Source organism: Mesorhizobium sp. 113-3-9 (assembly GCF_016756515.1).
Lineage (GTDB): Bacteria > Pseudomonadota > Alphaproteobacteria > Rhizobiales > Rhizobiaceae > Mesorhizobium.
In genome coordinates this window covers 3811457-3835438 of the sequence record NZ_AP023246.1, presented here as the reverse complement: position 1 = coordinate 3835438, position 23982 = coordinate 3811457, and the positions used below count along the sequence as shown (strand labels likewise).

At 63.4% G+C, this 23982-nt stretch carries 19 protein-coding genes; 6 read left to right on the top strand and 13 right to left on the bottom strand.

What is annotated here, in order from left to right:
- Nucleotides 1-45 precede the first annotated feature (45 nt).
- From MesoLj_RS18580 to MesoLj_RS18565, 4 genes are all read right to left on the bottom strand, one after another.
- Nucleotides 46-3207 (bottom strand): efflux RND transporter permease subunit, encoded by a 3162-nt coding sequence (locus MesoLj_RS18580; protein WP_202321659.1) that lies wholly within the window; start codon nucleotides 3205-3207, stop codon nucleotides 46-48.
- Entirely contained in the window at nucleotides 3204-4469 is a 1266-nt protein-coding gene (locus MesoLj_RS18575) for an efflux RND transporter periplasmic adaptor subunit (RefSeq protein ID WP_202327341.1), read from the bottom strand. Before MesoLj_RS18575 ends, MesoLj_RS18580 begins: the two co-directional genes overlap by 4 nt.
- A 215-nt stretch (nucleotides 4470-4684) precedes the next feature.
- A complete protein-coding gene (locus MesoLj_RS18570) occupies nucleotides 4685-5281 on the bottom strand; it encodes a LysE family translocator (RefSeq protein WP_140775880.1) in 597 nt (198 codons plus the stop codon).
- A 124-nt stretch (nucleotides 5282-5405) separates the two neighbouring features.
- Nucleotides 5406-6365 carry an acyl-CoA desaturase gene (locus tag MesoLj_RS18565; RefSeq protein WP_202321657.1) on the bottom strand — a complete coding sequence of 320 codons (960 nt, stop codon included), beginning with the start codon at nucleotides 6363-6365 and terminating at the stop codon, nucleotides 5406-5408.
- 185 nt (nucleotides 6366-6550) lie between these two features.
- Between MesoLj_RS18565 and MesoLj_RS18560 the strand changes: the two genes are divergently transcribed.
- Complete coding sequence (locus tag MesoLj_RS18560; RefSeq protein WP_244735097.1) at nucleotides 6551-6946, top strand: metalloregulator ArsR/SmtB family transcription factor; 396 nt, start codon at nucleotides 6551-6553, stop codon at nucleotides 6944-6946.
- A gap of 22 nt (nucleotides 6947-6968) precedes the next feature.
- Here MesoLj_RS18560 and ilvN read toward each other — a convergent pair whose 3' ends face one another.
- A complete protein-coding gene (gene ilvN / locus MesoLj_RS18555; RefSeq protein ID WP_096447268.1) occupies nucleotides 6969-7544 on the bottom strand; it encodes an acetolactate synthase small subunit in 576 nt (191 codons plus the stop codon).
- Nucleotides 7545-7622: 78 nt separating this feature from the next.
- A complete protein-coding gene (locus MesoLj_RS18550; RefSeq protein WP_244735551.1) occupies nucleotides 7623-9374 on the bottom strand; it encodes an acetolactate synthase 3 large subunit in 1752 nt (583 codons plus the stop codon).
- Nucleotides 9375-9760: 386 nt separating this feature from the next.
- Here MesoLj_RS18550 and MesoLj_RS18545 point away from each other — a divergent pair, with 386 nt between their 5' ends.
- The 3 genes from MesoLj_RS18545 to MesoLj_RS18535 all read left to right on the top strand — a co-directional run bounded on the left by MesoLj_RS18545 (nucleotide 9761) and on the right by MesoLj_RS18535 (nucleotide 14802).
- Nucleotides 9761-11683, top strand: a complete 1923-nt coding sequence (locus tag MesoLj_RS18545) for a sigma-54-dependent Fis family transcriptional regulator (protein WP_202321655.1) — start codon at nucleotides 9761-9763, stop codon at nucleotides 11681-11683.
- Nucleotides 11684-11896: 213 nt separating this feature from the next.
- A complete protein-coding gene (locus tag MesoLj_RS18540) occupies nucleotides 11897-12967 on the top strand; it encodes a 2,3-butanediol dehydrogenase (protein ID WP_202327335.1) in 1071 nt (356 codons plus the stop codon).
- Between the two features lie 26 nt (nucleotides 12968-12993).
- The gene (locus MesoLj_RS18535) at nucleotides 12994-14802 is read left to right on the top strand and encodes an NAD(P)/FAD-dependent oxidoreductase (protein WP_202321653.1); all 1809 of its coding nucleotides are present in this window, start codon (nucleotides 12994-12996) and stop codon (nucleotides 14800-14802) included.
- A gap of 84 nt (nucleotides 14803-14886) precedes the next feature.
- Here MesoLj_RS18535 and MesoLj_RS18530 read toward each other — a convergent pair whose 3' ends face one another.
- From MesoLj_RS18530 to tmpA, 3 genes are all read right to left on the bottom strand, one after another.
- Entirely contained in the window at nucleotides 14887-16029 is a 1143-nt protein-coding gene (locus MesoLj_RS18530) for a PcfJ domain-containing protein (protein ID WP_202321651.1), read from the bottom strand.
- Nucleotides 16030-16753: 724 nt separating this feature from the next.
- Nucleotides 16754-17338 (bottom strand): (R)-1-hydroxy-2-trimethylaminoethylphosphonate oxygenase, encoded by a 585-nt coding sequence (tmpB, locus tag MesoLj_RS18525; protein WP_202321649.1) that lies wholly within the window; start codon nucleotides 17336-17338, stop codon nucleotides 16754-16756.
- Nucleotides 17335-18486: a 2-trimethylaminoethylphosphonate dioxygenase gene (gene tmpA / locus MesoLj_RS18520; RefSeq protein WP_172349896.1), complete on the bottom strand. Its 1152-nt coding sequence runs from the start codon at nucleotides 18484-18486 to the stop codon at nucleotides 17335-17337. Before tmpA ends, tmpB begins: the two co-directional genes overlap by 4 nt.
- Before the next feature lie 121 nt (nucleotides 18487-18607).
- Here tmpA and MesoLj_RS18515 point away from each other — a divergent pair, with 121 nt between their 5' ends.
- Entirely contained in the window at nucleotides 18608-19495 is an 888-nt protein-coding gene (locus MesoLj_RS18515) for a LysR family transcriptional regulator (RefSeq protein WP_202321647.1), read from the top strand.
- 13 nt (nucleotides 19496-19508) lie between these two features.
- Here MesoLj_RS18515 and MesoLj_RS18510 read toward each other — a convergent pair whose 3' ends face one another.
- From MesoLj_RS18510 to MesoLj_RS18500, 3 genes are read right to left on the bottom strand one after another with little or no spacing between them, the layout of a single operon-like run.
- On the bottom strand, nucleotides 19509-20036 hold the full coding sequence (locus tag MesoLj_RS18510; RefSeq protein WP_202321645.1) for a GNAT family N-acetyltransferase: 528 nt from the start codon (nucleotides 20034-20036) through the stop codon (nucleotides 19509-19511).
- Nucleotides 20037-20078: 42 nt separating this feature from the next.
- Nucleotides 20079-20387, bottom strand: a complete 309-nt coding sequence (locus MesoLj_RS18505) for a hypothetical protein (protein ID WP_202321643.1) — start codon at nucleotides 20385-20387, stop codon at nucleotides 20079-20081.
- Nucleotides 20388-20391: 4 nt separating this feature from the next.
- Nucleotides 20392-20955 carry a helix-turn-helix domain-containing protein gene (locus MesoLj_RS18500; RefSeq protein ID WP_202321641.1) on the bottom strand — a complete coding sequence of 188 codons (564 nt, stop codon included), beginning with the start codon at nucleotides 20953-20955 and terminating at the stop codon, nucleotides 20392-20394.
- A gap of 154 nt (nucleotides 20956-21109) precedes the next feature.
- Here MesoLj_RS18500 and MesoLj_RS18495 point away from each other — a divergent pair, with 154 nt between their 5' ends.
- Entirely contained in the window at nucleotides 21110-22942 is a 1833-nt protein-coding gene (locus MesoLj_RS18495; RefSeq protein ID WP_202321639.1) for an ATP-binding protein, read from the top strand.
- A 223-nt stretch (nucleotides 22943-23165) separates the two neighbouring features.
- Here MesoLj_RS18495 and MesoLj_RS18490 read toward each other — a convergent pair whose 3' ends face one another.
- Entirely contained in the window at nucleotides 23166-23957 is a 792-nt protein-coding gene (locus MesoLj_RS18490) for a GGDEF domain-containing protein (protein WP_056573060.1), read from the bottom strand.
- Between the last annotated feature and the right edge of the window lie 25 nt (nucleotides 23958-23982).

Below are 23982 nucleotides of genomic sequence, written 5' to 3'. Positions count from 1 at the left end.
AGCGCCACGGCTTGGGCAAGCTTTTATCCAGGCCGCATGAGGCTGCTATTCGGCCGCTGTCTTCTGCGGCTCGGTCTGGATGTCGTCATTGGTGCCGAACAATGAAGGCTGGTCGCCATTTTCAACCATCTTCAGTTCAGCCTTGCGCTTCGGCATGAGCCCGACCAGCCAGCCGGAGAAGTTCTCCATGTAGACGTAGATCACCGGCGTCACGAACAGGGTCAGCGCCTGCGAAGCCAAGAGGCCGCCGACAACGGCAACGCCCAGCGGCTGGCGCAGCTCGGCGCTGGCGCCGGTGCCGAGCGCGATCGGGAACGTGCCCATCAGCGCCGCCAGCGTCGTCATCATGATCGGCCTGAAACGCATCAGGCAGGCCTTGTGGATGGACTCCTTGGCCGACATGCCCTCTCGTCGCAATTCAAGCGCGACGTCGACCATCATGATGCCGTTCTTCTTGACGATGCCGATCAGCATCAGGATGCCGATCACCGCGATGACGGACAGATCCATGCCGGCGAAGCGCAAGGCAACCACCGCTCCGAGCACCGCCGAAGGCAGGCCGGTGAGGATCGTGAGCGGATGGATGAAGCTCTCATAGAGAATGCCGAGCACGATGTAGATGGTCAGGATCGCGCCGCCGACCAGAAGCCCCTGGTTGGCCAGTGAATCCTGGAAGGTCTTGGCGGTGCCGGCAAAGGTGGTCGAGATCTCCGTCGGCATGCCGATCTGCTCTTTGAGCGCGTTGATGCGGGTCACGCTGTCACCCAGCGCCACGCCTTGCGGCAAATTGTAGGAGATGGTCACGGCGGGAAGCTGGCCGAGCTGGTTGACGGTCAGGGCGCCGGCCGTGCGGTCGACCCGGGCGAAGGCGCCAAGCGGAACCAGGGAGCCGCTCGCCGTCCTCATCTGGATGGCAAGCATCCGCTCGGGCGACCATTCGATCTTGGGATCGAGCTCGGTGATGACCTCGTAGCTGTCGGCAGAACCGAAGATCGTAGAAACCTGGTCGGTGCCGAAGCCGCCATAGAGCGCGGTGCGCAGCGTGTCGGTGTCGATGCCGAGCTGGGCGGCCTTGTCGCGATCGATGACCAGCGACGCCTGAAGCGCATTGTTCTGCAGGTCGCTGGTGACGTCGGTGAACGTCGCATGGTCGGCCGCCATCGCGTCGTTCAGCTTCTGCGCCCACGTATCGGTCAGGCCGGTATCGAGGCCCTGAACCACGAGCTGGTAGGCGCTGGCCGACGAGCGCGACCCCAGCCTCAGGTTCTGCACCGGCTGCATGTAGGTCTCGATGCCCGCCACGCCGGCCAGTTGCTTGCGCAGATCAGACAGCACCTTCTCGATATTGGGGCGCTGGTCCTTGCCCTTGAGCTGGACGAAGAGCTGCCCCTGGTTGAGCGCATTGTTGCCGCTGCCCGCCGACCATGCCACGTGATCGACATAGGGCGAATGCGAGAAGACGCTGGCCACCTGGCCCTGCAGCTTGGCCATGGCGTCGAACGAGATGTCCTGGCGCGCGATGGTCGTCACCGAGATCTGGCCGATATCCTCTTGCGGGAAGAAGCCCTTGGGCGAGATCTGGATCAGCCACACCGACGCCGCGGCGGTGCCCACGAAGACGAGAAACACCAGGAAGGTGTGCCGCAGGCAGAATGTCAGAACCCGGTCATAGCCGCGTGTGACGATGTCCCGCTTATGGCCGGCGCCATGCTTGTCGCGATCGGCTTTGGTTACCGAGAGCAACCGCGAGCACAGCATCGGCGTCAGTGTCAGCGACACGAACATCGATGCCAGGATGGCGACGGTCACCACGACGGCGAACTCGTTGAAGATGCGCCCGATAACGCCGCCCATCAGGAGCACAGGGATGAACACCGCCACCAGCGAGATCGAGATCGAGATGATGGTGAAGCCGATTTCGCGCGCGCCCTTGAGCGAGGCATCGAAGGCCGACAACCCATCTTCCTCCATGTGCCGGAAGATGTTTTCCAGCATCACGATGGCATCGTCGACGACGAGGCCCACGGCAAGCGTCAGGCCCATCAGCGATATGTTGTCGATGGAGAATCCGAACAGGAACATCGCGCCAAGCGTGGCGATCAGCGAGATCGGCACCGCAACGGCCGGGATGATGGTCGCCGTCACCCGGCGCAGAAACACGAAGATAACCATGACCACCAGCGCGATGGTCAACAACAGCGTGAACTGGACGTCGTCGACGGCCTGGCGGATCGACGTCGAACGGTCGTTGAGCAGCTTGATCTGCGCGGCGGCCGGCATCTGGTCCTGGAAGGACGGCAACATAGCCTTGACCTTGTCGACGACATCGACGGTGTTGGCATCGGGCTGGCGCTGCACGGCCATGATGATCGCGCGGGTACCATCGTACCAGCTCGCCGTCGTCGTGGTCTGCACCGAATCGACGACACGGGTCACCTCGCCCAGCCGCACCGGGTGGCCGTTCTTGGTGGCGATGATGAGGTTGGAGAAGCCGGCGGCGTCGGTGAGCTGCGTGTTGGCGGTGATGGTCAGCTGCTGCTTGTTGTTCTGCAGCACGCCGAGCGGCGTGTTGCTGTTGGCCGACGCGACCGCCGCCTGCAGCTGGTCGATCGAGATGCCGCGCGCGGCAAGCGCTGTCGGATCGATCTGGATGCGCACCGCATATTTCTGCTGACCGAAGATCGAGACCTGCGCCACCCCGTCGATGGTCGACAGCGATGGCGAGATCACGTTCTCGGCGAAGGCATCGAGGTCGGTCAATGGAACCGTGTCGCTGACCAGCGACATCAAGAGGATCGGCGCGTCGGCGGGATTGACCTTGCGATAGCTCGGCGGCGCCGTCATCTGCGGCGGCAGTGATTTCTGCGTGCGCGCGATCGCCGCCTGCACATCCGCCGCCGCTGCATCGATATCCCGGTTGAGCACGAACTGGATGGCGATCGAAGTCTGGCCGAGCGAATTCGTGGTCGAGATCGAATCGATGCCGGCAATGGTGGCGAACTGCTTGATCAGCGGCGTCGCCACCGATGTCGCCATGGTTTCCGGCGAGGCGCCCGGCAGTGAAGCCGAAACGTTGACCACTGGGAATTCGGCGCTGGGCAGTGCGGCCACGGGCAGGAACTTGTAGGCAAACAGCCCGCCCAGCACGAGGGCGAACGACATCAGAAGGGTGGCGACCGGCCTGCGGATGCAGAATTCGGAGATCATCGGGCCGCCTCGCCGGCGTTGGTCGCCTCGGCCACCTTGGGCGCGGCCGTCGAGGCGCCCTCATGCACCGCGGCACCATTCTTCAGCCTCGTCTGGCCTTCAGTGACCACTTTCTCGCCGGCTTTCAGCCCCTGGCTGATGGCGCTGTCCTGGCCTTCGGTCAGGGCCACCTGCACCGGTCGCATCTCGACGGTGCTGTCCGGCTTGACCACATAGACGAACGGCCCCTTCTGGCTGGGCTGGACCGCGACGGTCGGAACGGAGGTCATCTGCGGCATGATCCCGGCGTCGAGGACGACATTCACATACTGGCCGGGCCACAGCGACAGATCGGCATTCGGTATGGTCGCCCGCGTGGCGATCGTGCCCGACGCGGTATCGACACTGGAATCGACGAAATCGAGCGTGCCCTTGCCGATCGGCGTCGGATCGCCGTCCTTGATCAACGTCACCGCCCCTTGCTGCGGATTGGCAAGCGCCTTGTGCAACAGCGCAAGGTTGCTTTCCGGCAGATTGAAGTTGACCTGCAACGGGTCCATCTGGGTGATCGTCACCAGCGGCGTTGCCGTACTGCTGTTGCCATTGCTGACCGTGACGAGATCGCCGACCGACACGTTGACGGCGCCAAGTCGACCCGCGATCGGCGCCGTGATCGTGGCAAAGCCAAGCTGGACGTTGTCGGCATCGATCGTCGCCTTGTCGGCATCCACGGTGGCGGCCGCCGCCTTCTGCGCGGCAACAGCCTGATCATAGGTCTGCTGGGTACCGGCCTGCTTGGCGACAAGATCCTTGGCGCGCTGAAGATCGGAACTCGAGCTGGCGAGCATCGCCTGGTCCTTGGCCAGCTGCGCCTGGTCCTTGGCGAGCTGCGCCTTCAGCGCGCGGTCATCGAGCGAGAACAGCGTGTCGCCCGCCTTCACCATCTGCCCGTCCTTGACGTCGATCGACACGATCTGGCTGGAGACCCGCGCGTTGATGTTGACCACGGCCGGAGAGGAGACGAAGCCGATGGCATAGCGCCGGATCGGGAAGTCGGCCGTCGTCGCCGTTGCCGAAACGATCGAGGCCGAACGGGCGCCACCGCCGCCTGACGCCTGCTTGTCCCCTGCCGCTGGCGTGTCGGTTGCCGGTTTGCCCGCAACTGCGACCGGCTTTACGCCGACCAGTTGCTCAACCTTGCTCAGCGTATCGGGAGACAGATAGAGCCAGGCCGCGCCCGCACAGGCGACGGCAAGCAATGAAAGAACGGCTTTTCCACGTATCGTCAAAGTACCCTCTCCGTCCGACACGCCGCTGCCAGGTGGTCGTATTATAGCTCATTCACGACTGATTGCCGCGATTTAGCCGAATAGATAGGACAGGCGTTTGTCGGAAAAGGGCCAAAACACGGCATTACGAAGATTTAATGTGCACTGCACAATGCGTGTGCAGCCTGTCGCCGCCACGGGGGCCGAGGCCAGTCGAACCGTCGGGAACCCTATTTCAACATTGGCCACAGCGTCGCCGCCAGCAGCACGCCCATGGCGATGTTGAACCATTTCAGCCGTGCCGGATCGGATAGGAATCCACGCAACGCCGTGCCGAATCCCGCCCACACCGAGACGCTGGGCAGGTTGACGACGGCGAAGGCGATCGAGATCAGCGCTACCGAGACGAAGGGGTGATCGGGGTTCGTGTAGACAGCCATGGCGGTGATCGCCATCACCCAGGCCTTGGGATTGACCCACTGGAACGCCGCCGCATCGATGAAGCGCATCGGCCGCGCTTCCGCCTCACCCTTGCCGCTCAGCGAGCGCGACATGGCGATCTTCCATGCGAGGTAGAGCAGATAGGCGGCGCCGGCGATCTTGAGGACATTGTGCAGCGCCGGAAACGCCGTCAGCACCGCGCCAAGTCCGAAACCGACGGCCAGCAACAGGACGAGAAAGCCGATGCTGATGCCCAGCATGTGCGGTATCGTCCTGGTGATGCCGAAATTGACACCGGAGGCCAAGAGCATGAGGTTGTTCGGCCCCGGCGTGATCGAGGTCACGAAGGCATAGACGAGCAGTGCGAGGAATGCGTCGAGTGACATCGGGTCCACAAGGTCAGCAATGCTGACATAGATAGCGGACATGTCAGACGCAACCGCAATCCTTTGGTCCAGCAGCCGCCGGCCATATCGATCGTGACTTCAGCCCGCCGAACCCAGGATGCCGTCATCCGCCGTGAGACGGCGCCGGCAACCGGTTGCTGACGGCAGGCATGGCCTGCTGCCCGCCGCGCAGGCGGCGCAACCCCTTCCGTCTTGGAGTATTTTCCGGAAGCTTCACGCTGTGCGCGAGACCAAGGCCGGCAAGGATCCGGATGAAGACCCAGCCGAGGTCGATCTGCCCCCGTTCAAGACCAAGCCTGGCGGATTCGGGAAATGCGTGATGATTGCCGTGAAAACTCTCCCCGAACGTCACTAAGCCGAAACGCGGCAGATTGTAGCCCTGCACCGCCACGCCATCGACACACCATCCCTGGTCGCCGCTCCGATGCGCGAAATGTCCGACCAGCCAATGTCCGGTGAGGGACGCGGAAACACGCACCGCGATGCCCCAGACCACCCAGCTCCAGCCGCCAAGCAGCAGGAAGGCAATGGCCCATGGTAGTTGCTGCAGCATCCAGGTGCGCTCGAGGAATTTGTAGAACCGGTCATTCCTGATCGACGGCTCGATGACGAAGTCAGGCGGATTGCGCAAGGCGAGCGCGCAATGCATTTGCCAGAAGGCGTCGGTGAAGAAAGGCCGGCGGTGGGCATGCAGGTCGTGGCAGGCCGTCTGGCGCTGCGCCCAGTCGCGGATATCGTGAGCATGGATCATGCCGAACGGGCCGGCCATGCCGACCAGCACGCCGAGATAGACCAGCGCGTGTTCGATCCAGATATGGACCTTGAACGAGCGGTGGATGAGCAGGCGATGCATGCCGACAGAATGCCCGGCGCAGATCGTCACCGATGTCGTCACCACGAACAGCGCAAGAGCGCTCCAGCTGAAGGTGAGCGGTCCGAACACGATGGCGACGACAGTCATCGTGCCGACCCAGATCGACTTGGCCGGCATCCAGACAACCCTGCCGTCGCGCGCGTCGCTGTCTTGTCGAGAAATCATTCTGCCCGTCGATATGGTCTTCATCGGGAACCCCTCCTCGCATGAACATTTTCCGAACCATGCCTTGCCTTTTGGCGCCTCGCGCCGTATTTAGGCAGTAAGCTAATCATCTATTATGCCGGATTAGGTATTTAGGCAATAGTCTAAATGATAGCCGGAAAAATGCCGACAAGCGTCGCCATGGCGCCTGTGATTGCGAGGTACGAGCAGTGGTCGAGAAAACTGAACAGGCATCGGAGGTTGAAGCCGGCATCGGAGCCAGCGGCGCGATCCAGCGCGTGTTCGAGGCGCTCTCTTCGGCACCCCGGCGCAGGATCCTCGCCTATCTCGCCCATTCCTCGCTGACCGCGGGCGAGATCGCGGCGCGCTTCGACATGTCGAAGCCGTCGATCTCGCAGCACCTGAACATTCTGGAGACGGCGGGCCTCATCGCCAGGGAGCGGCAGGGACAGTTCATCCACTACTCGCTGGTCGAGAACAACCTGGTGAACACCCTGAACGGCTTCGTTCAGGATGTCTGCCCCGTGTCACGCCCACTAAAAAGGGAAAGCAAGGCCTTGGCCAGCGGCAAAAACGAGGTCCCGCCGGCAAAACCCCAGGACTGATCCGACGCCGACGTGGCAGGCCTTACATGCCTTGCGGACCACGGTTCATCGCCGCCACGCCGGTACGGCAGATCTCGACCAGGCCCAGCGGCTTCATGATGGCGATGAACTGGTCGAGCTTCGAGCCCTTGCCGGTGATCTCGAAGATGAAATGCTCGGTGTTGGCGTCGATGACGCTGGCGCGGAAGGCGTCCGCCAACCGCAGCGCCTCGACGCGGGCGTCACCGGTGCCGGCCACCTTGACCAGCGCCAGTTCCCGCTCCAGCGGCCGCTCCTGCCCAAGCTCGTGCGAGCGCACAGTCAGATCGACCACACGGTGTACCGGCACGATGCGCTCGAGCTGGTTCTTGATCTGCTCCATCACATGCGGCGTGCCGCGCGTCACGATGGTGATGCGCGACAGGTGCTTCTCGTGTTCGGTCTCGGAGACGGTCAGGCTCTCGATGTTGTAGCCGCGCCCGGAAAACAGGCCGATGACCCGGGCGAGCACGCCGGGCTCGTTGTCGACCAGCACGGAAAGCGTATGGATCTCCGGCCGCTCCGTTTCCTTGGCGATGAAGTAGGCGGAGCCGGTCGGTTGAAGGTGCTGTGCGTTCATGACATGGGTCTCAAATTCTTGATCTGATTATTTGTTTGCGCACGGCTTCTTTCGACAAGCCCTGCTCTGGCTCGTCGATTACACCAGTTCCCGGCCCTTGGCGTCGATGGCATTCGCCACCGCCTCGTCGGTGGCCTCGTCCGGCAACAGCATCTCGTTATGTGCCTTGCCTGACGGGATCATCGGGAAGCAATTGGCAAGCGTCGCCACGCGGCAGTCGAACAGCACCGGCTTCCTGACCGAGATCATCTCCTTGATGGCATCGTCCAGCTCGTCCGGCTTCTCGCAGCGAATGCCGTGGCCGCCATAGGCCTCGGCCAGCTTGACGAAGTCCGGCATCGCCTCGGTGTAGGAATGCGACAGCCGGTTGCCATGCAGCAGTTGCTGCCATTGACGCACCATGCCCATGTACTGGTTGTTCAGGATGAAGATCTTGATCGGCGCGTCGTGCTGCACGGCCGCACTCATCTCCTGCATGGTCATCTGCACCGAAGCGTCGCCGGCAATGTCGACGACCAGCGCGTCGGGATGCGCGATCTGCACGCCGAGCGCGGCCGGCAGGCCGTAACCCATCGTGCCCAGACCGCCTGACGTCATCCAGCGGTTCGGCTTGTCGAAGTGATAGTGCTGCGCCGCCCACATCTGGTGCTGGCCGACCTCGGTGGTGATGTAGGTGTCCATGTCCTTGGTCAGTTCGTAGAGCCGCTGGATGGCGTATTGCGGCATGATCACGTCGTTGTTCATCTTGAACGCCAGTGAATCGCGCGCGCGCCATTTGGCGATCTGCTCCCACCAGGGATAGAGCGCCTTCTTGTCGGCCTTGGCGGTTGCCCGCCACAACCGCACCATATCCTCCAGCACCCGGCCGACGTCACCGATGATCGGCACTTCGGTGTGCACGTTCTTGTTGATCGACGACGGATCGATGTCGATGTGGATCTTGCGTGAATTCGGCGAGAACGCGTTGAGCCGGCCGGTGATACGGTCGTCGAAGCGCGCGCCGATGCAGATCATCACGTCGCAATCATGCATGGCCATGTTGGCTTCGTAGGTGCCGTGCATGCCGAGCATGCCCAACCAGTTCTTGCCCGATGCCGGATAGGCGCCGAGCCCCATCAGCGTCGAGGTGATCGGGAAACCGGTGAGGTCGACCAGTTCGCGCAGCAGATGGCTCGCTTCCGGGCCGGAATTGATTACGCCGCCGCCGCTATAAATGATCGGCCTTTTGGCGCCGGCCATCAGGTCGACCGCGGCCTTCACCTTCTCCAGATCACCCTGGACCTTGGGCTGGTAGCTGGTGCGCGGCGCGATCTGCGGCGGGACGTAGAACCCCTTGGCGAACTGCACGTCCTTCGGAATGTCGACCACCACCGGACCGGGGCGGCCGGTCGTCGCGACATGGAAGGCCTCGTGGATGGTCGCCGCGAGTTCGTTGACGTCCTTCACCAGCCAGTTGTGCTTGGTGCAGGGCCGCGTGATGCCGACCGTATCGCACTCCTGGAACGCATCGGAACCGATGAGCGAGGTCGGCACCTGCCCGGTCAGGCAGACCAGCGGGATCGAATCCATCAGCGCGTCCTGCAGCGGCGTCACCGCATTGGTGGCACCGGGGCCGGAGGTCACCAGCATGACGCCGGCCTTGCCGGTCGAGCGCGCATAGCCCTCGGCCGCATGGCCCGCGCCTTGTTCGTGCCGCACCAGAATGTGCTCGACCTCGTCCTGCTGGAAAATCTCGTCATAGATCGGAAGGACCGCGCCGCCCGGATAGCCGAAGACGTGCTTGACGCCGTTGTCCTTCAGCGCCTGCACCACCATTTCGGCGCCCGTCATCTCACGTCGCCCGTTCTGTCCATTGCTCATCGGTCTGGTCCCGTACTGTCCGCCATCTGGCGATTGCTGGTCGTTTAGTCGTGTTTCAGGCAATAAAAAAGGCCCCCGAGGGAGCCTGTGTGTTGCGCATGGGAGGATTTCGCCCGGCGGTTACACCGCCTTGCCCACGCGCCTTCCTACGAGAATGAGTGCCTTTTTCATGGTGGCGAACCATAAAGGCGGAGTCGCGGGCTCGTCAATGGGGGATAATGCGAATTCACTCGCCTGTGAGATCGGCCCCGTCTCGCGATACCGCGATAAAGCCACGCGCTACCATAGTACAGTTGAGCCCATGCGGCCGTCGCACCACTATGCCAGGCTAGAACGTTGCCTTGGGAGGAGGACGCGTGGCTGGCGAACGGGAGCATATCCGGGAGATAGAGCAGGTCCTGTCCGGCAGGACATCGGCCCGCGACGATGTCGTGGTCAAGTCCTGGCTACGCTGTGTCGACACCCACCGGCTCGACCCGGCCCGACCGACGGAAGCCTATATCGTCCCCGATACCCAGTTGCGCGAACATCGCGAACAGTCCGAGCGGCTGATCGCGATCGCCCGCAGCGGCCTGGAAACCCTCTTCAAGCAGGTGGCGGGCCAGAACTATGTGCTGCTGCTGGCAAACGCCAAGGGCGTCACCGTCGACTTCCTCGGTGATCCCCTGTTCATGGACCAGTTGCGCACGGCAGGGCTTTATCTCGGCTCCGAATGGTCGGAAAGCCGCACCGGAACCTGCGGTGTCGGCTCCTGCATCGTCACCGGCGAGGCGATGACGATCCACCAGACCGACCATTTCGACACGACCCACACGCCGCTCTCCTGCACCGCCGCGCCGATATTCGATACCAATGGCGAACTCGCCGCCGTGCTCGACATTTCCCTGCTGCGCTCTCCGCAACCGAAAATCAGCCAGAATCTGGCGCTGCACCTGGTGACGGCTTCCGCGCGGCGCATCGAGCTCGCCAATCTGATGGCCCAGATGCACTCCGAATGGGTGCTGCGTTTTTCCCGCTCGCCGGAATTCCTCGACGTCGACCCCGAGGCAGCCATCGCCCTCGATGCCTCGGGCCGCATCCTAGGCACGACGCGCGGCGGAGCGCTGCTTCTGGCGCAGGCCGGAGGCGTCGACTGGCGGCACTCGCCCTCCCCCATTGGCCAGTCGATCTCGCGCTATCTCGATGTCAGCGTCGACGATTTGCCGAGCCTGACACGCGGCCGCCCGACCGAGGAGCGGCTGGTGTTCGGCCGCAGCGGCAGCGCGCTGTTCGCGCACGCCATCGAACCGCAACCGACGACCGGACGCCGCGCGCCGGTCGAGGCGGTGCCGAAGCCGATCGGCGACCTTTCCGGCGGCGATCCGGCGATGGCCGCCACGCAACTGCGTGCCGCCAAGCTGGCGCGCACGACCATTCCCATCCTGATCCATGGCGAGACCGGCTCCGGCAAGGAGTATCTTGCCCGCGCGATCCACGATTGCGCGCAGCGGCCCGGCCCGTTTGTCGCCATCAACTGCGCGGCCATTCCCGAGCATCTGATCGAGAGCGAACTTTTTGGCCATGTCGCCGGTGCTTTTACCGGAGCCGCCGCCAAGGGGCGCAAGGGACTGATCGAGGCTGCGAACGGCGGCACGCTGTTCCTCGACGAGATCGGCGACATGCCCTACCCCCTGCAATCGCGGCTGCTGCGCGTGATCGCCGAGCGCGAACTGGTCCCGGTCGGCGGCATCGAGCCGCGACAGGTTGACATCAAGGTCATTTCGGCCTCGCACCATGATCTGCGCAAGCTGGTCGAAGAGGGACGTTTCCGCGAGGATCTGTTCTATCGGCTGAACGCGGCCTCGCTGACCTTGCCGGCGCTGCGCGAACGCACCGATTTCGAATGGCTGCTGGACCGGCTGGTGGATCAGCGTGCCCACCTCGCCGGCCGGACAGCCAAGCTCTCGCCCGCGGCGCGCCTGGCGCTGATCCGCCACCGCTGGCCCGGCAACATCCGCGAACTCGCAAACGCCATCGATCTGGCGGTGACGCTTTGCGAGGGCGGGATGATCGAGCCCGCCGACCTGCCCGATTTCGCATTGCCATACCTGGCGCCGCTTGCTTCGCCCGCCAGGCTGGTTGCCCTGCGTGCTCCCTCGCCCGAGGACGAGCGTGCGGCACTGCTGGATGCTCTCGTGGCCGCGGGCTGGAACATCTCCGAGGCCGCGCGGCGTCTGGGTGTCGACCGCACGACGGTGCATCGCCGCATGAAGCGGCTGCGGCTGGACGCGCCCAATTAGTGTTGCGTCCGCTGTGGCGCGCCATGGCGCGCGCAACACCGCCGCAACAGCCTATGACAGCAGAAACCGCTACATGATGCTGATTTTATTACGGTTTCCGATTCAGCGGTATGGTTGGCATGCTGCTTGCTTCCTGTTCCAGGTACCCACATGGAACTTGGAGGAGAAGCCATGACACAGAACGCGGTCAATCTCGCAGCCACGGCGCGGAGCATGCAGGCCCTGCGCTTTCATGCCGCCAGGGATTTGCGCATCGAGGACATTCCCAGGCCGGCAAAGCCTGGGCCGGGACAGGTTGTTCTCCGCAACAGGTTTGTCGGAATCTGCGGAACCGACCTGCATGAATACAGTTACGGGCCAATCTTCATACCGACGGAGCCGCATCCGTTCACCGGCGCCAGCGGTGTGCAGGTGCTTGGACATGAATTTGGCGGCGTGATCGAGGCCGTCGGCGACGGCGTGACGTCGGTCTCGGTCGGCGACCGCGTGGCCGTGCAACCGCTGATCATGCCGCGCTCGGGAGACTATTATGCCGCGCGCGGCCTGTACCATCTATCCGACAAGCTTGCCCTTGCGGGTTTGAGCTGGATCGGCGGCGGCATGGCGGAAGCCGCCTTGCTCAACGACTACAATGTCGAGCGCATTCCAGACGAAATGACCGATGAGGAAGCTGCATTGGTCGAGCCGACCGCGGTTGCCGTCTATGCCTGCGACCGTGGTGGGGTAAGCGTCGGGAGTTCGGTGCTGATCACCGGCGCCGGCCCGATCGGCATTCTGACGATGCTGGCCGCGCGCGCCGCGGGCGCAACGCAACTGTTCATCTCGGACCTGAACGACACCAGGCTGGAGATGGCGCGTTCGATCCTGCCTGGCGTGGTGACCCTCAATCCGAAGCGGGACAAAGTGGATGAGGCAGTGCGCGCCGCGAGCGAAGGCGGCGTCGGTTGCGATATCGCCATCGAATGCGTCGGCAACGAGCATGCGCTGAAGGCCTGCCTCGCGGCTGTGCGCAAGCAAGGTGTCGTCGTGCAAACCGGCCTGCATCCGCACGAGAACCCGCTCGACTGGTTCCAGGTTACGTTCAAGGACGTCGATATCCGCGGCTCCTGGGCCTATCCAACGCATCTATGGCCGCGTGTCATACGTCTCATCAGTTCGGGACAGTTGCCTGCCTCCAAGGTCGTCACCAGGCGCATACGTCTTGCGGAGGCGGTGTCCGACGGTTTCGAAGCTCTGCTCGATCCCGCCGGGACCCAACTGAAAATCCTGATCGACTTGTCCTGATCAATTTGACAACCGGAGGAGAAAACATGCTCGAGAGAACCCCCACCACGAAGGCGCAGGCGCTGCTCGACAAGTTCGGCAAGGCGCTTGCGGACGGCGACATCGACGCCGCCGTCAACTGTTTCCAGGCGGATTGCTACTGGCGCGACCTCGTCACCTTTACCTGGAACCTGAAGACGATGGAGGGCCAGGACCAGGTCCGCGACATGCTGACGGCAACCTTGGCTGAAACCGGACCGAGCGACTGGAAGGTTGCCGAAGGCGAGGAAGCGAGCGAGGCGGACGGCGTTATCACTGCGTGGATCACCTTCGAGACCAGGGCGGCGCGCGGCTTCGGCCTGGTGCGCTTCAAGGGCGACCTCATCTGGACCTTGCTCACCACCATGGCTGAACTGAAGGGACACGAGGAGAAGTCCGGCTTCACCCGACCGCTTGGTGCCAAGCATGGTCACGGCAAGGACAGGAAATCCTGGCGCGAGGAGCGTGACGACGAGATCGCCGAACTCGGCCGCAGCAGACAGCCCTATGTCGTGATCATCGGCGGCGGCCAGGGCGGCATTGCGCTGGGCGCCCGCCTGCGCCAGCTCGGCGTGTCGGCCATCATCATCGAAAAGAACGAACGCCCCGGCGATTCCTGGCGCAAGCGCTACAAGTCGCTCTGCCTGCATGATCCGGTCTGGTACGACCATCTGCCCTATATCGACTTCCCCAAGAACTGGCCGGTCTTCGCGCCGAAGGACAAGATCGGCGACTGGCTGGAGATGTACACGAAGGTGATGGAGCTGAACTACTGGTCCTCCACATCAGCCAAATCCGCCAAGTACGACGAGACGGCCAAGGAATGGACCATCGTCGTCGAGCGCGATGGAGAGGAGATCGTGCTCAAGCCCAAGCAGTTGGTGCTCGCGACAGGCATGTCCGGCAAGGCGAACTGGCCGAAATACAAGGGCCAGGACATCTTCAAGGGCGAACAGCAGCATTCCTCGACCCATCCGGGCCCCGACAAGTACCGTGGCAAGAAGGTCGTGGTCATCGGCTCCAACAACTCCGCCCACGACATATGCGCGGCCCTGTGGGAGGGAGGCGCCGACGTCACCATGGTGCAGCGCTCCTCCACCCATATCGTCAGGTCCGATACGCTGATGGATATCGGGCTCGGCGGGCTCTATTCCGAGCAGGCGGTCGAGAACGGCATGACGACGCGCAAGGCCGACCTGATCTTCGCCTCCCTGCCCTACCGCATCCTGCCCGAGTTCCAGATCCCGCTTTACGAACAGATGAAGGAACGCGACGCGAAGTTTTACGAAGACTTGGAAAAGGCCGGCTTTCTGCTCGACTGGGGCGATGACGGCTCCGGCCTGTTCATGAAGTATCTGCGTCGGGGTTCCGGCTACTATATCGATGTCGGCGCTTGCGATCTCGTCATCGACGGCTCGATCAAGCTCAAGAGCGGACCAGGTGCAGCGGTGCAGGAATTGACGCAAACCGGCGTCAAATTCGCCGACGGCACCGAATTGCCGGCCGATCTCGTCATCTACGCCACCGGCTATGGCTCGATGAACGGTTGGGCCGCCGACCTCATCTCGCAGGAAGTGGCCGACAAGGTCGGCAAGGTCTGGGGCCTTGGCTCCGACACCGCCAAGGATCCCGGCCCGTGGGAAGGCGAGCAGCGCAACATGTGGAAGCCGACCCAGCAGGAAGCACTGTGGTTTCATGGCGGCAACCTCCACCAGTCGCGCCACTATTCGCAGTATCTGTCGCTGCAGCTGAAAGCCCGGCAGGTCGGTTTGCCGACGCCGGTCTATGGGCTGCAACAGGTTCACCACAAGGCCTAGCTGCCAATCCCCAGGAGTCCCCTCCTCTCCTGCGATCAGCAAGGCCGGCCCCGCGCGGCGCTTCCGCCGCGCGGGTACTTCGTTTCAGTCGCGGAGCATCACGCCCCTTGCCTTGGCCCAGCGCTCGATGATCTTGCGCTCGTCGGGCAAGGCGACGCGATTGGAGAAACCACGCACCTGCACCGCGCGGTTCTGCGGATCGAGCTCGATCGTCAGCAGCCGCTCGATCTTGCCAAGTGCCGTGCGCCGCAGCACCCAGATCGAGGCATTGCCGGCGATGCATTTGGCCGCGTAGGTCGAGACGCAATGATGCATCGCCCTGGATTCGCCGACCAGGTCCTCGGCGGTCCTCAACTGGCGGACGAAGAAGCGCTCACCATGCGCCTTCGCCTCCTTGGCCGAAGGCTGCCACTGCCAGTCCTCAAGGCGCGAGCCATCCCAGACGCCCTTTACCGCCGAGCCCCGGCCGGCGACACGGCGGCGCATGGCTTCGATGCGCTCGACGGCGGCAATGTCGCGGTGCCACTCCGACATCTGCTTGCGCAGCGAGGCGAGCGTGCGCCCCTTCAGGCTGTAGGCTCGGTCATGCCGGCACATGGCGCCGATGTAGTCGCAGAGATCGTCGGTCTCTTCCTTGGACGTCGGATGTGCGCAGAAGAACCGCGCCACTTCGCGCCAGAAGGTCAGATCGGCACGCGGCGTGCGCGATATCTTCGTGCGCGCAAGGCGGGCCGCCAATCCAAAATCATCCGTGTAGGACCGGATGATCGCCACCCAGAACGCCTCGTCGAAGGTCAGGTCGCCCGACAGGTTCAGGAAGCAATGCACCTCCTTGCGCGACATCAAGGCATTGGCACCTGCCTTGTAGAGCGAGTCACCGCGCGCAACCGCGACATACCAGGCCTTGCGGACCGCAATCTCGCCGGCATCCAGCCCCGAACCATCCCGCCAGATGGCCTCGAGCGCGGCCGAAACCGGATAGCGGGCATAAAGATGACGGGCAGCAGCCAGCCGCAGCCGTGCGGGATCGCGCGTCTTCAGCTTTGGACGCCACAACGCGCCGTCGCGGATCGCCATGCCGGCATAGCCCCGGCGTACCTCGTCGAGCGCCCGCTCGAAATCCGGAGCGGGACGCGGCGTGGGAGAAACCCGCCGCAGCGTTGCGGTGTATATTTCAATGCGTTCGCGCTCGGCGTCCTGCCTGCGCTGGATCATGGACCTGGCCATGGCCGTTCTTCCCGATTGGAACCCTGTCAGCCGCACGCAAGTCCAGCGCCGGCACGGAATGTGTCGATCTGGGTTGGCGTGACATTTGACAGGTCTCCTCTGGGGACGACGGGTTGGACTGGGCGGGCTCTCTATGCCCCAAGAGGCAACCGAGCAAGGGCAATTATCTCAATATTTACAAGGGCCCGACGGAGTGTTGCAAAGGTGCATCTCGAGGTTTCCGGTAGCCGCCATCGTCGGCCGGGAAGCCCCCACCGTCTCAATGACAGGACCAGCATTGATGCGGCTCGGGCGCACGAGAAAAGGACCGCCACATGCAGCCAGGCGGTTCTCGGATCGTCAGGGACGTAAAATTCGCTGGGGCGCGAGTCAGCCCGTTCGACCGCCACGGAGGCGCGAAACGCGTGAACAAGATCTCATCTTCGCCTCCATGAAACGTGTGGTCGATGTCTGTGGCAAAACGAAATGGACGCCGCAGGCTGGGCGCGGCTAATATCCGGAAACGGGGGCAACGGCAAGACGACCAGCGTGTCCGGCTTCAGCGACTTCGAACGAAGCGGCAGCGGAGAGCTGATCAGGTTCGCCGCCGGGCGCGATCGGCAATGAGCCGAAAATAGACGCGTCAGGCGAACGCTCGCGACAGGTCTCCGGCCGGAATGTAGCCAGCGCGTTTGCGCCATCGAAGCAGAAGCACATGGCTGTCCCTCCCGGTGATGGACCGCCCTCAGGCGCGATTGGCGAAATCGTGCACGACGCGCTGCAGCAACGGCACATAGTCGCGAAACGCCCGCGTCTTCATGTTCGCGATCTTGCCGCCCTCGTCCCAGATGCGGACTCGTACCGCTTCCTCATGGAACGGGTTCTTGCGGAAGTCGGCCACCTCGTCGGCGTTCATCGGCCCGCCCTGCAGCGACAGAGTATGCACCGATGCCGGCGACAGCCTGGAGAAATAGGTCGGGTCGGTGGCGCAGAGATAGCGCTTGGCCGCGACATGCAGCCTGACGCATTCGACGATGACGGGCGGAAAGAACGGCGCCAGTACCTCGCCTCCGGCTTCGTCATGATGCTTGTCCTCGACATCGTCGGGCGAATAGGTGCCGAACTCGCTGGTGTAATGGCCGATGTCGTGCAGCAGCGCGGCTGCCACCAGCGCGTCGGGCGCGCCGTCCTGTTCCGCCAGCCATGCCCCCTGCAGCATGTGCTCGGACATCGTCACCGGCTCGCCGAGATAGGATTCGGCGCCCCGGCGCTCAAAGATGTCGGCGATGAACTCGACGATGTTGTCGGCGTTCAGATTCCGGCCACTCATTCCGCGGCCTCCTTGAAGCTGTGCTCGATCGCGGCAAGCGTCGACAACAGGCCGTCCTTGTCGGCGTAGCAGCCTTGCAGCCAGCGCTTGCCGGTGCCCGAAAACGCCTTGCGCGCATGCATGACGCGCGTGTTGTCGACGATGAAGGCCTGCCCGGCTTCCAGTTTGAACGTCACCTCGAAAGAAGGATCCTCGATCAGCTGGGCGAACCGTCGATAGGCGCCATAATAGGCATCCATGTCGGCGAACGGCACGTCGACGACCGGCGCCAGCGAGCGGTTGTTGAAGCGGATGCAGATGAGTTCGCCATCCGGCCCGAGCTCGATCATCGGCCGCTTCGCCTGCAGCCGCACACCCGAGGAGCCGGCATATTCGAAGCGTGCCGGACAGGAACTCAACAGCCGGAAGCCTTCGGGGTTTTCGGCCTGCAGCGCGGCCGCGACGGCAAAACCGTCGACCACGCTCGACTCGCCGCCCTCCACCGTATTCTCGATGCAGGAAAGGATCTGCAGCGTCGGCACCGGGTCGCGATAGGGGTTGTCGGTGTGTGCCTGAAGTCCGAGATTGGTATAGGCGAGATTGTTCGGGTTGACCTCCGCGCGCACTTCGAACCAGCGGCCGTAATTCGTCTCCCTGATGTAGCCGAACAGATCGGAGACCTTGCACAGCGCGCCGGATTCGGCCGGCAGGCCGTCCATCACCGCAAAGCCATAGGTCCTCACCGCCGAAAGCCATTCGCGCAGCACGCTGCGGCTGTGAAAGGCCGCCGCGTATCGGGCGCGCGGCACCGAATTCTGCATCGTCGCCTTGGTCCAGCGCTGGATGATGTCGCCCGTCCAGCCGGGCTCGCCAGGCTCGTCGCGGTCATAGGCGTTTGCGCTCAGCCATTGCGCGGGAAAGCTGACCGTTTTTCCTTCCGGCACGAAACTGACTTCCAGCGCACCGGCCTTGATGGTGGCCTCGCCAATCCTCGTCTCGGCCGGAATGTCGAGAATGGTGATCAGGCGCTGGCCGTTGCCGGCGCTGCGCGTCTTGTCGTCGAGCGCATTGTCACGCAGCCACATGGCGTGAAAGCGCGCACGCCTCCCACCTTGCCAGCCGAGTTCGATTGTCTTGCCTTCGTCGCCAACCAGCGCGTGGGTGAGCATGGGAATGCCGCTCCTGTCCGTTCTACCCCACGGCCCGATCCGCGAGGTTTCGATTGCATGTTGGCCACAGCAAAGGCATAACTCAAATTATCATTTTTTGGCCAAAGGCCATAAATTTCTAATGCCTCGAAAACCCATTCCCTCCGTGCCCCCGCTCGACTGGCTACGCAGTTTCGAGGCCGCGGCGCGGCTGTCGAATTTCACGGCGGCAGCGGCCGAACTCGGCCTGACCCAGGCCGCCGTCAGCCAGCATATCCGGCTGCTCGAGGAACGATTGAAGACGCGCCTGTTTTCAAGGCTGGCGCGTGGTGTCGCCCTGTCGCCCGAGGGCGCTGCCTACCTGCCCCACATCCAGTCGGCATTCGCCACCATCTCCAGCAGCACGACGGAACTGTTCGAGCCTCGCGCCGTCCAGACCGTCTCGATCCGAGTGCCGATCTCCTTCGCCCTGCTGATGCTGGTCCCGGCGCTACCCGATCTCGCCGAGGCACTGCCACGTATCCAGCTCGATCTGGTGACGATCCATCGGCCGACCGACTACGACTTGCCGGGCTCCGCGCTCGACATCCGTTTCGGCAACGGATTCTTTCCCGGACGCGAGGCCGACAGGCTGACCGCCGAGCGGCTTGTGCCGGTGGCAAGCCCGGCGCTCGCCGGTGCCGCCGACTGGACATCCCTGCCGCTGCTTCTGGTCGCCGGGGCGCGCGAAATGTGGTCGGAATGGTTCGCGGCGGCCGGACTGGCCGGCCACTCCCAACGGTCGCATCGCTTCGACAGCTTTGTCGCCGCCATGGAAGCGGCGAGTTCCGGAGCCGGCGTGCTTCTGGGGTCGCGGCCGCTTGTCGACGCGGCACTCAAGCGCCGGAGCCTGGTGCCGCTTTCCGATTTCGAGCTCTCCAGCACGTCAGGCCATTTCCTGACCAAGGCGTCGACCGCGCGTCTGACCAGTGCCGAACAGGATTTCCGCCAGTGGCTGCTGAGCTACCTGTCCAGAAAAACCTCCGCCTGAACGGCGTGGGTTGTCACGACCGGGTGCCGATGCGCTTCCAGTAGATCAGCGTGCCGGTCAGCCCGCCATGCGGCTTCAGCGCATAGTCCGGGATTTCCCCGGCCAGGGTGAAACCGAGTTTTTCGTAGAGGCCTGAGGCGCCCTCTTCCGTCGCCGTATCCAGAACCAGCAGCGTGCGCCCCTTCTCGACGGCGAGATGCTCCGCGGCCCGCATCAGGCGCGTTCCGATACCCTTGCCCCGGTATTTAACTGATGTCATCAGCTTGGCGATTTCGGCACGGTGCGGCTGGTTGGGTGGGCAGTCGAGCAGCAAGGTGACGGTGCCCGCCAAGGCCTTTCCATCCCATGCGCCGAGCACCACCCTTTCGCCTTTTGCCTCCGCGGCCAGCGACCTCTCCCAGAATGCGCTTGCCGCTTCCGGCGCCAGCGGATGCATGAAGCTGACCGATCCGCCCGCGGCAACTGTCTCGACCAGCAGGTCACACAGCTTTGCCAGTGTTTCCGCACTGGCGCTCAGCGCTCCGATCTCGATGGAATTCATGGCCAGTCCTATGGAAACGATTGGGTCGATAGCGCGCCGGCATCAGTCGACTTGGCGCACGCGCCGCCGCTTGCGCGCCGCCTTGATGGCGCTGATGCGCTCGGTGTCCTCTTCCCTGAGGTGCCGTCCGCGCTCGAGGATCTCAAGCGTGTATTCCTCATAGGTCAGGCCCAGCCGCTCGGCCTTGTCCATGCGCATCAGCATGATTTCGTGGCTTGGCGCCTTCCATGCCTTGGCATGCGCGGCCTGCCAGGCCAGGAAAATAAAGGGATCGCCTTTGCCCCATGGCGGCCCCTTGTAGTCGTCAAGAGGCGGCCCCCCATTGTGGGAGCGCTTTGGCCGTCTCGCCATCGTGTCAGCCCCTGACCAGCGCGACGAGATAGTGGGCGCCCGCCTCCAGCGCATGGAAGATGCAGTCCGACGGCGCTCCGAGCGCCAGGCAGTCGCCGGGCTCCAGCCTGTGCACCACATCGCCCTCGGTGAATTCGAGCTGTCCGGAAATCAGCCAGATCTGCTGCTTGATGAAAGCGTAGGAGGCCGCCGGCAGGCTGACCCTGGCGCCCGCCGGCAAATGCACCTTGATCAGTTCGAGCGGCATGTCGCTGGCCGGCGACAAATGCCGCCTGACATAGCCTGTATCCGGATCGCGCCACACCGGCTGGTCGGCCTCGCGCAACAGTCCGCCGCCTTGCAATTCCGCCCGGGCGATGAGGGTCGACAGCGTCATGCCGAAGGCCGCCGCAATGCGCACCAGAAGAGCCGCCGTCGGGCTGGTCATGCCGCGTTCGATCGTGCTCAGCATCGCCTTGGAAACACCGGACCGCTCGGCAAGTTCGGCCAGCGACCAGTCCCGCATGGTTCTTTCGGTGTGAATCCGTCTGCCGATTGTCGTGGAAATATCGTTCGCTATATCATCCATTTGTCCATTATAGCGAAATTATGACCGCCGAAAAGTGCCCTCTTGCGACAATTTTCGACAAGCGCTTAATCCTCTCTACACCATCCAGCCTCATCCGACCTTAACCCCACTCCGGTAGGATCCGATCTCCAGGGAAATGGGGATTGGCCTGTCCATGTATGTCGAACGCGAAGCTGCCGTCGGAGAACCGACATCGCAGGAGCGCCGCAACACAGAGCAGAACGACCGGCGCATCCTGGGCAATGTCGTGCAATGTGACGGCGCGCGCGCCACCATCGCCGCCTATGCCGATGACATCGACGGATCCGTGACCGGCCTGTGGACGGTCGGCAAGATGATCTCGATCAATCTGGGCACGACACGAACCGTGGGTCTCGTCTACGCGATCGGCAAGTCGAACCGCGCCTGGAGCAATGAGGGCCAGAACCCCATCGAGGTCAGCATCGAGCTGATCGGCGAAGTGCGCGACGCCGCCGAGCCGGGCGCCAAGCCGATCTTCGACCGCGGCATCACCACCTATCCGCATATCGGCGCCGTCGCCCACAGGATCCGCAGCCGTGATCTCCAGGCGGTCTACGATCTGGCCGGCCGCCACTCCATCACCATTGGCTCGCTGTCGCAGGACGAAGGGATCGCCGCCAACATCGCGATCGACGACACGCTGGCGCGCCATTTCGCCATTGTCGGCACCACGGGCGTCGGCAAGTCCACAGCTGTCTCGCTGCTGCTGCGCAAATCGATCGCGGCGCGGCCCGATCTGCGCATCCTGATCCTCGACCCGCACAATGAATTCGCCGGCTCGTTGCCCGAATATTGCGTCAAGGTCGATTCCAAGACTCTCGACCTGCCGTTCTGGATGTTCAAGCTCGAGGAATTCGCCGAAGTGCTGTTCCGTGGCCGTGAGACGGTCCCGGAGGAGATCGACGCTCTGCGCGACCTTATTCCACTCGCCAAGAACCTCTACCGCAACCCGAATTCAGGTGCCTATCTCAGGCGCGGCAACGATGCGCTGACCGCCGATACGCCGGTGCCTTACCGCATCGCCGACCTGATCAAGCAGATCGACGAGCGTATGGGCATGCTCGAAAGCAAGAACGATCGCCCGACGCTGAAATCGCTGAAGACGCGCATCGAATCGGCGGCCGCCGATCCGCGCTACCGCTTCATGTTCAGCTCGCGCCTGATCGAGGACACCATCCACGAGACCATCGGCAACATCTTCCGCGTGCCGCATCACGGCCGCCCGGTGACCTGCTTCGAGATGGCCGGCATGCCCTCCGAAGTGGTCAATTCCGTCTGCTCGGTGCTGGCGCGCCTGGCCTTCGATCTCGCTCTGTGGAGCGAGGGCAAGCTGCAGCTCCTGTTTCTGTGCGAGGAAGCGCATCGTTACATGCCGGCCGATCCGCGTCTCGGCTTCGCGCCGACCCGGCACGCGCTGTCGCGTATCGCCAAGGAAGGCCGCAAATATGGCTGCTACCTCGGCGTCGTCACCCAGCGTCCGGGCGAGCTCGACCCGACCATCCTGTCGCAATGTTCGACCTTCTTCGCGATGCGGCTCGCCAACGAGCAGGACCAGGCGATCATCCGCTCGGCGATCGCCGACTCTTCCGCCTCCACGCTTGCCTTCCTGTCGTCCATGGGCCAGCGCGAGGCCATTGCCTTCGGCGAAGGCGTGGCGACGACCATGCGGCTGAAGTTTGAAAAACTGCCAGCCCACCTGCTGCCCGGTACGGCCAAACGCGAAGAAGCCGAGGCGGCGAAGACCGGCGACGATGTCGATCTGGTGGCGATCGTCGAGCGGCTGCGCAACGTGCCCAAACCGACACCGCAGGCGATGGCCTTCGCCGAGGTGGTCGATTCCGGCCGCCAGGCCGGCGACCCCGACTATCGAAAGCCGGCGACCACCCGCGTGCCATCGGACGACGATTTCGACATGCGCTACGGCCTGAAGCCCGCCACCTTCGGCCTGCGCCCCCAGAACGACTGAGTCCAGAGCGTCACGCCCATTTGCCGGCAGTTCAGAGAAGCCGCGCCAGGCCATGGCTCTTCTCCGCTCGGAAGCTTGGGTGAATCCCGTCAGAGAATTCGTCGGGCCGAGTCGGCTGGTGCTGTTTTCGAGAACCGGAGCGGAGCGGACTTTTGGTCCGTGAGCACCGGAAGCGCAGAAAGCGGCAACAGACGGCCGGCCTCACGAATTCGATGATGGGATTTCAGGCGCAGACGCGGTTGCGGCCTTGCCTCTTCGCCTCGTAGAGCTGGCGGTCGGCGCGGCGATAGAACTCCTCCGCCGTTTCCTTCCGGTCCCAGACGGCGAGCCCGACGCTGGTCGTGATCTTGAGCCTGACATTGCCCGAGAGGATCGACATGTTGGCGATGGCCTTGCGGATGCGCTCGGCGAATTTGCCCAGCAGTTCCGCCTCCATATTAGGCGTGACCACGGCAAACTCCTCACCGCCGAGCCGCGCCACCACATCATGGAAGCGTGTCATGTCCTTCAGGCAGCTGGCGACGGCCTTCAGCACCTCGTCGCCGACGTCGTGACCGTGCGTGTCGTTGACCTGCTTGAAATGGTCGAGATCAAGGATCATCAACCCGACCGGCTTCTCGATACGCCGGAACTCCTCGAGATATTCCTTCAGCGCATCGTCGAAATAGCGCCGGTTCTGCATGCCGGTCAGGCCATCGGTCAGGGCGGCGTGCTCGAGCGTTTCGGAACGGGCGCTGAGCGAAACCGTCATGGCGCGCAGCTTGCCTTCTTCCGTCGCCTGTTTGCGGATCAGCGGGTAGATGAAGAAGATGCCGAAAAACAGCGCGGTGGCGAGCAGAACGCCGGTCGCGAACAACAGCTTGTTGAGATAGATGACCTTGTCCAGGCCCGACTGGGTATGGAGTTCGGTGGCGAAGGATTGCATGAGTCCATAGGCGTGCAGCGTCACCAGACCAGCGGCCAGGATCACGAAAATAAAGACGAAAAAAGCGGATTCCGCCTTGTGGAAACGCATCTGCTCCCCAATGGAAAAGTGCCCG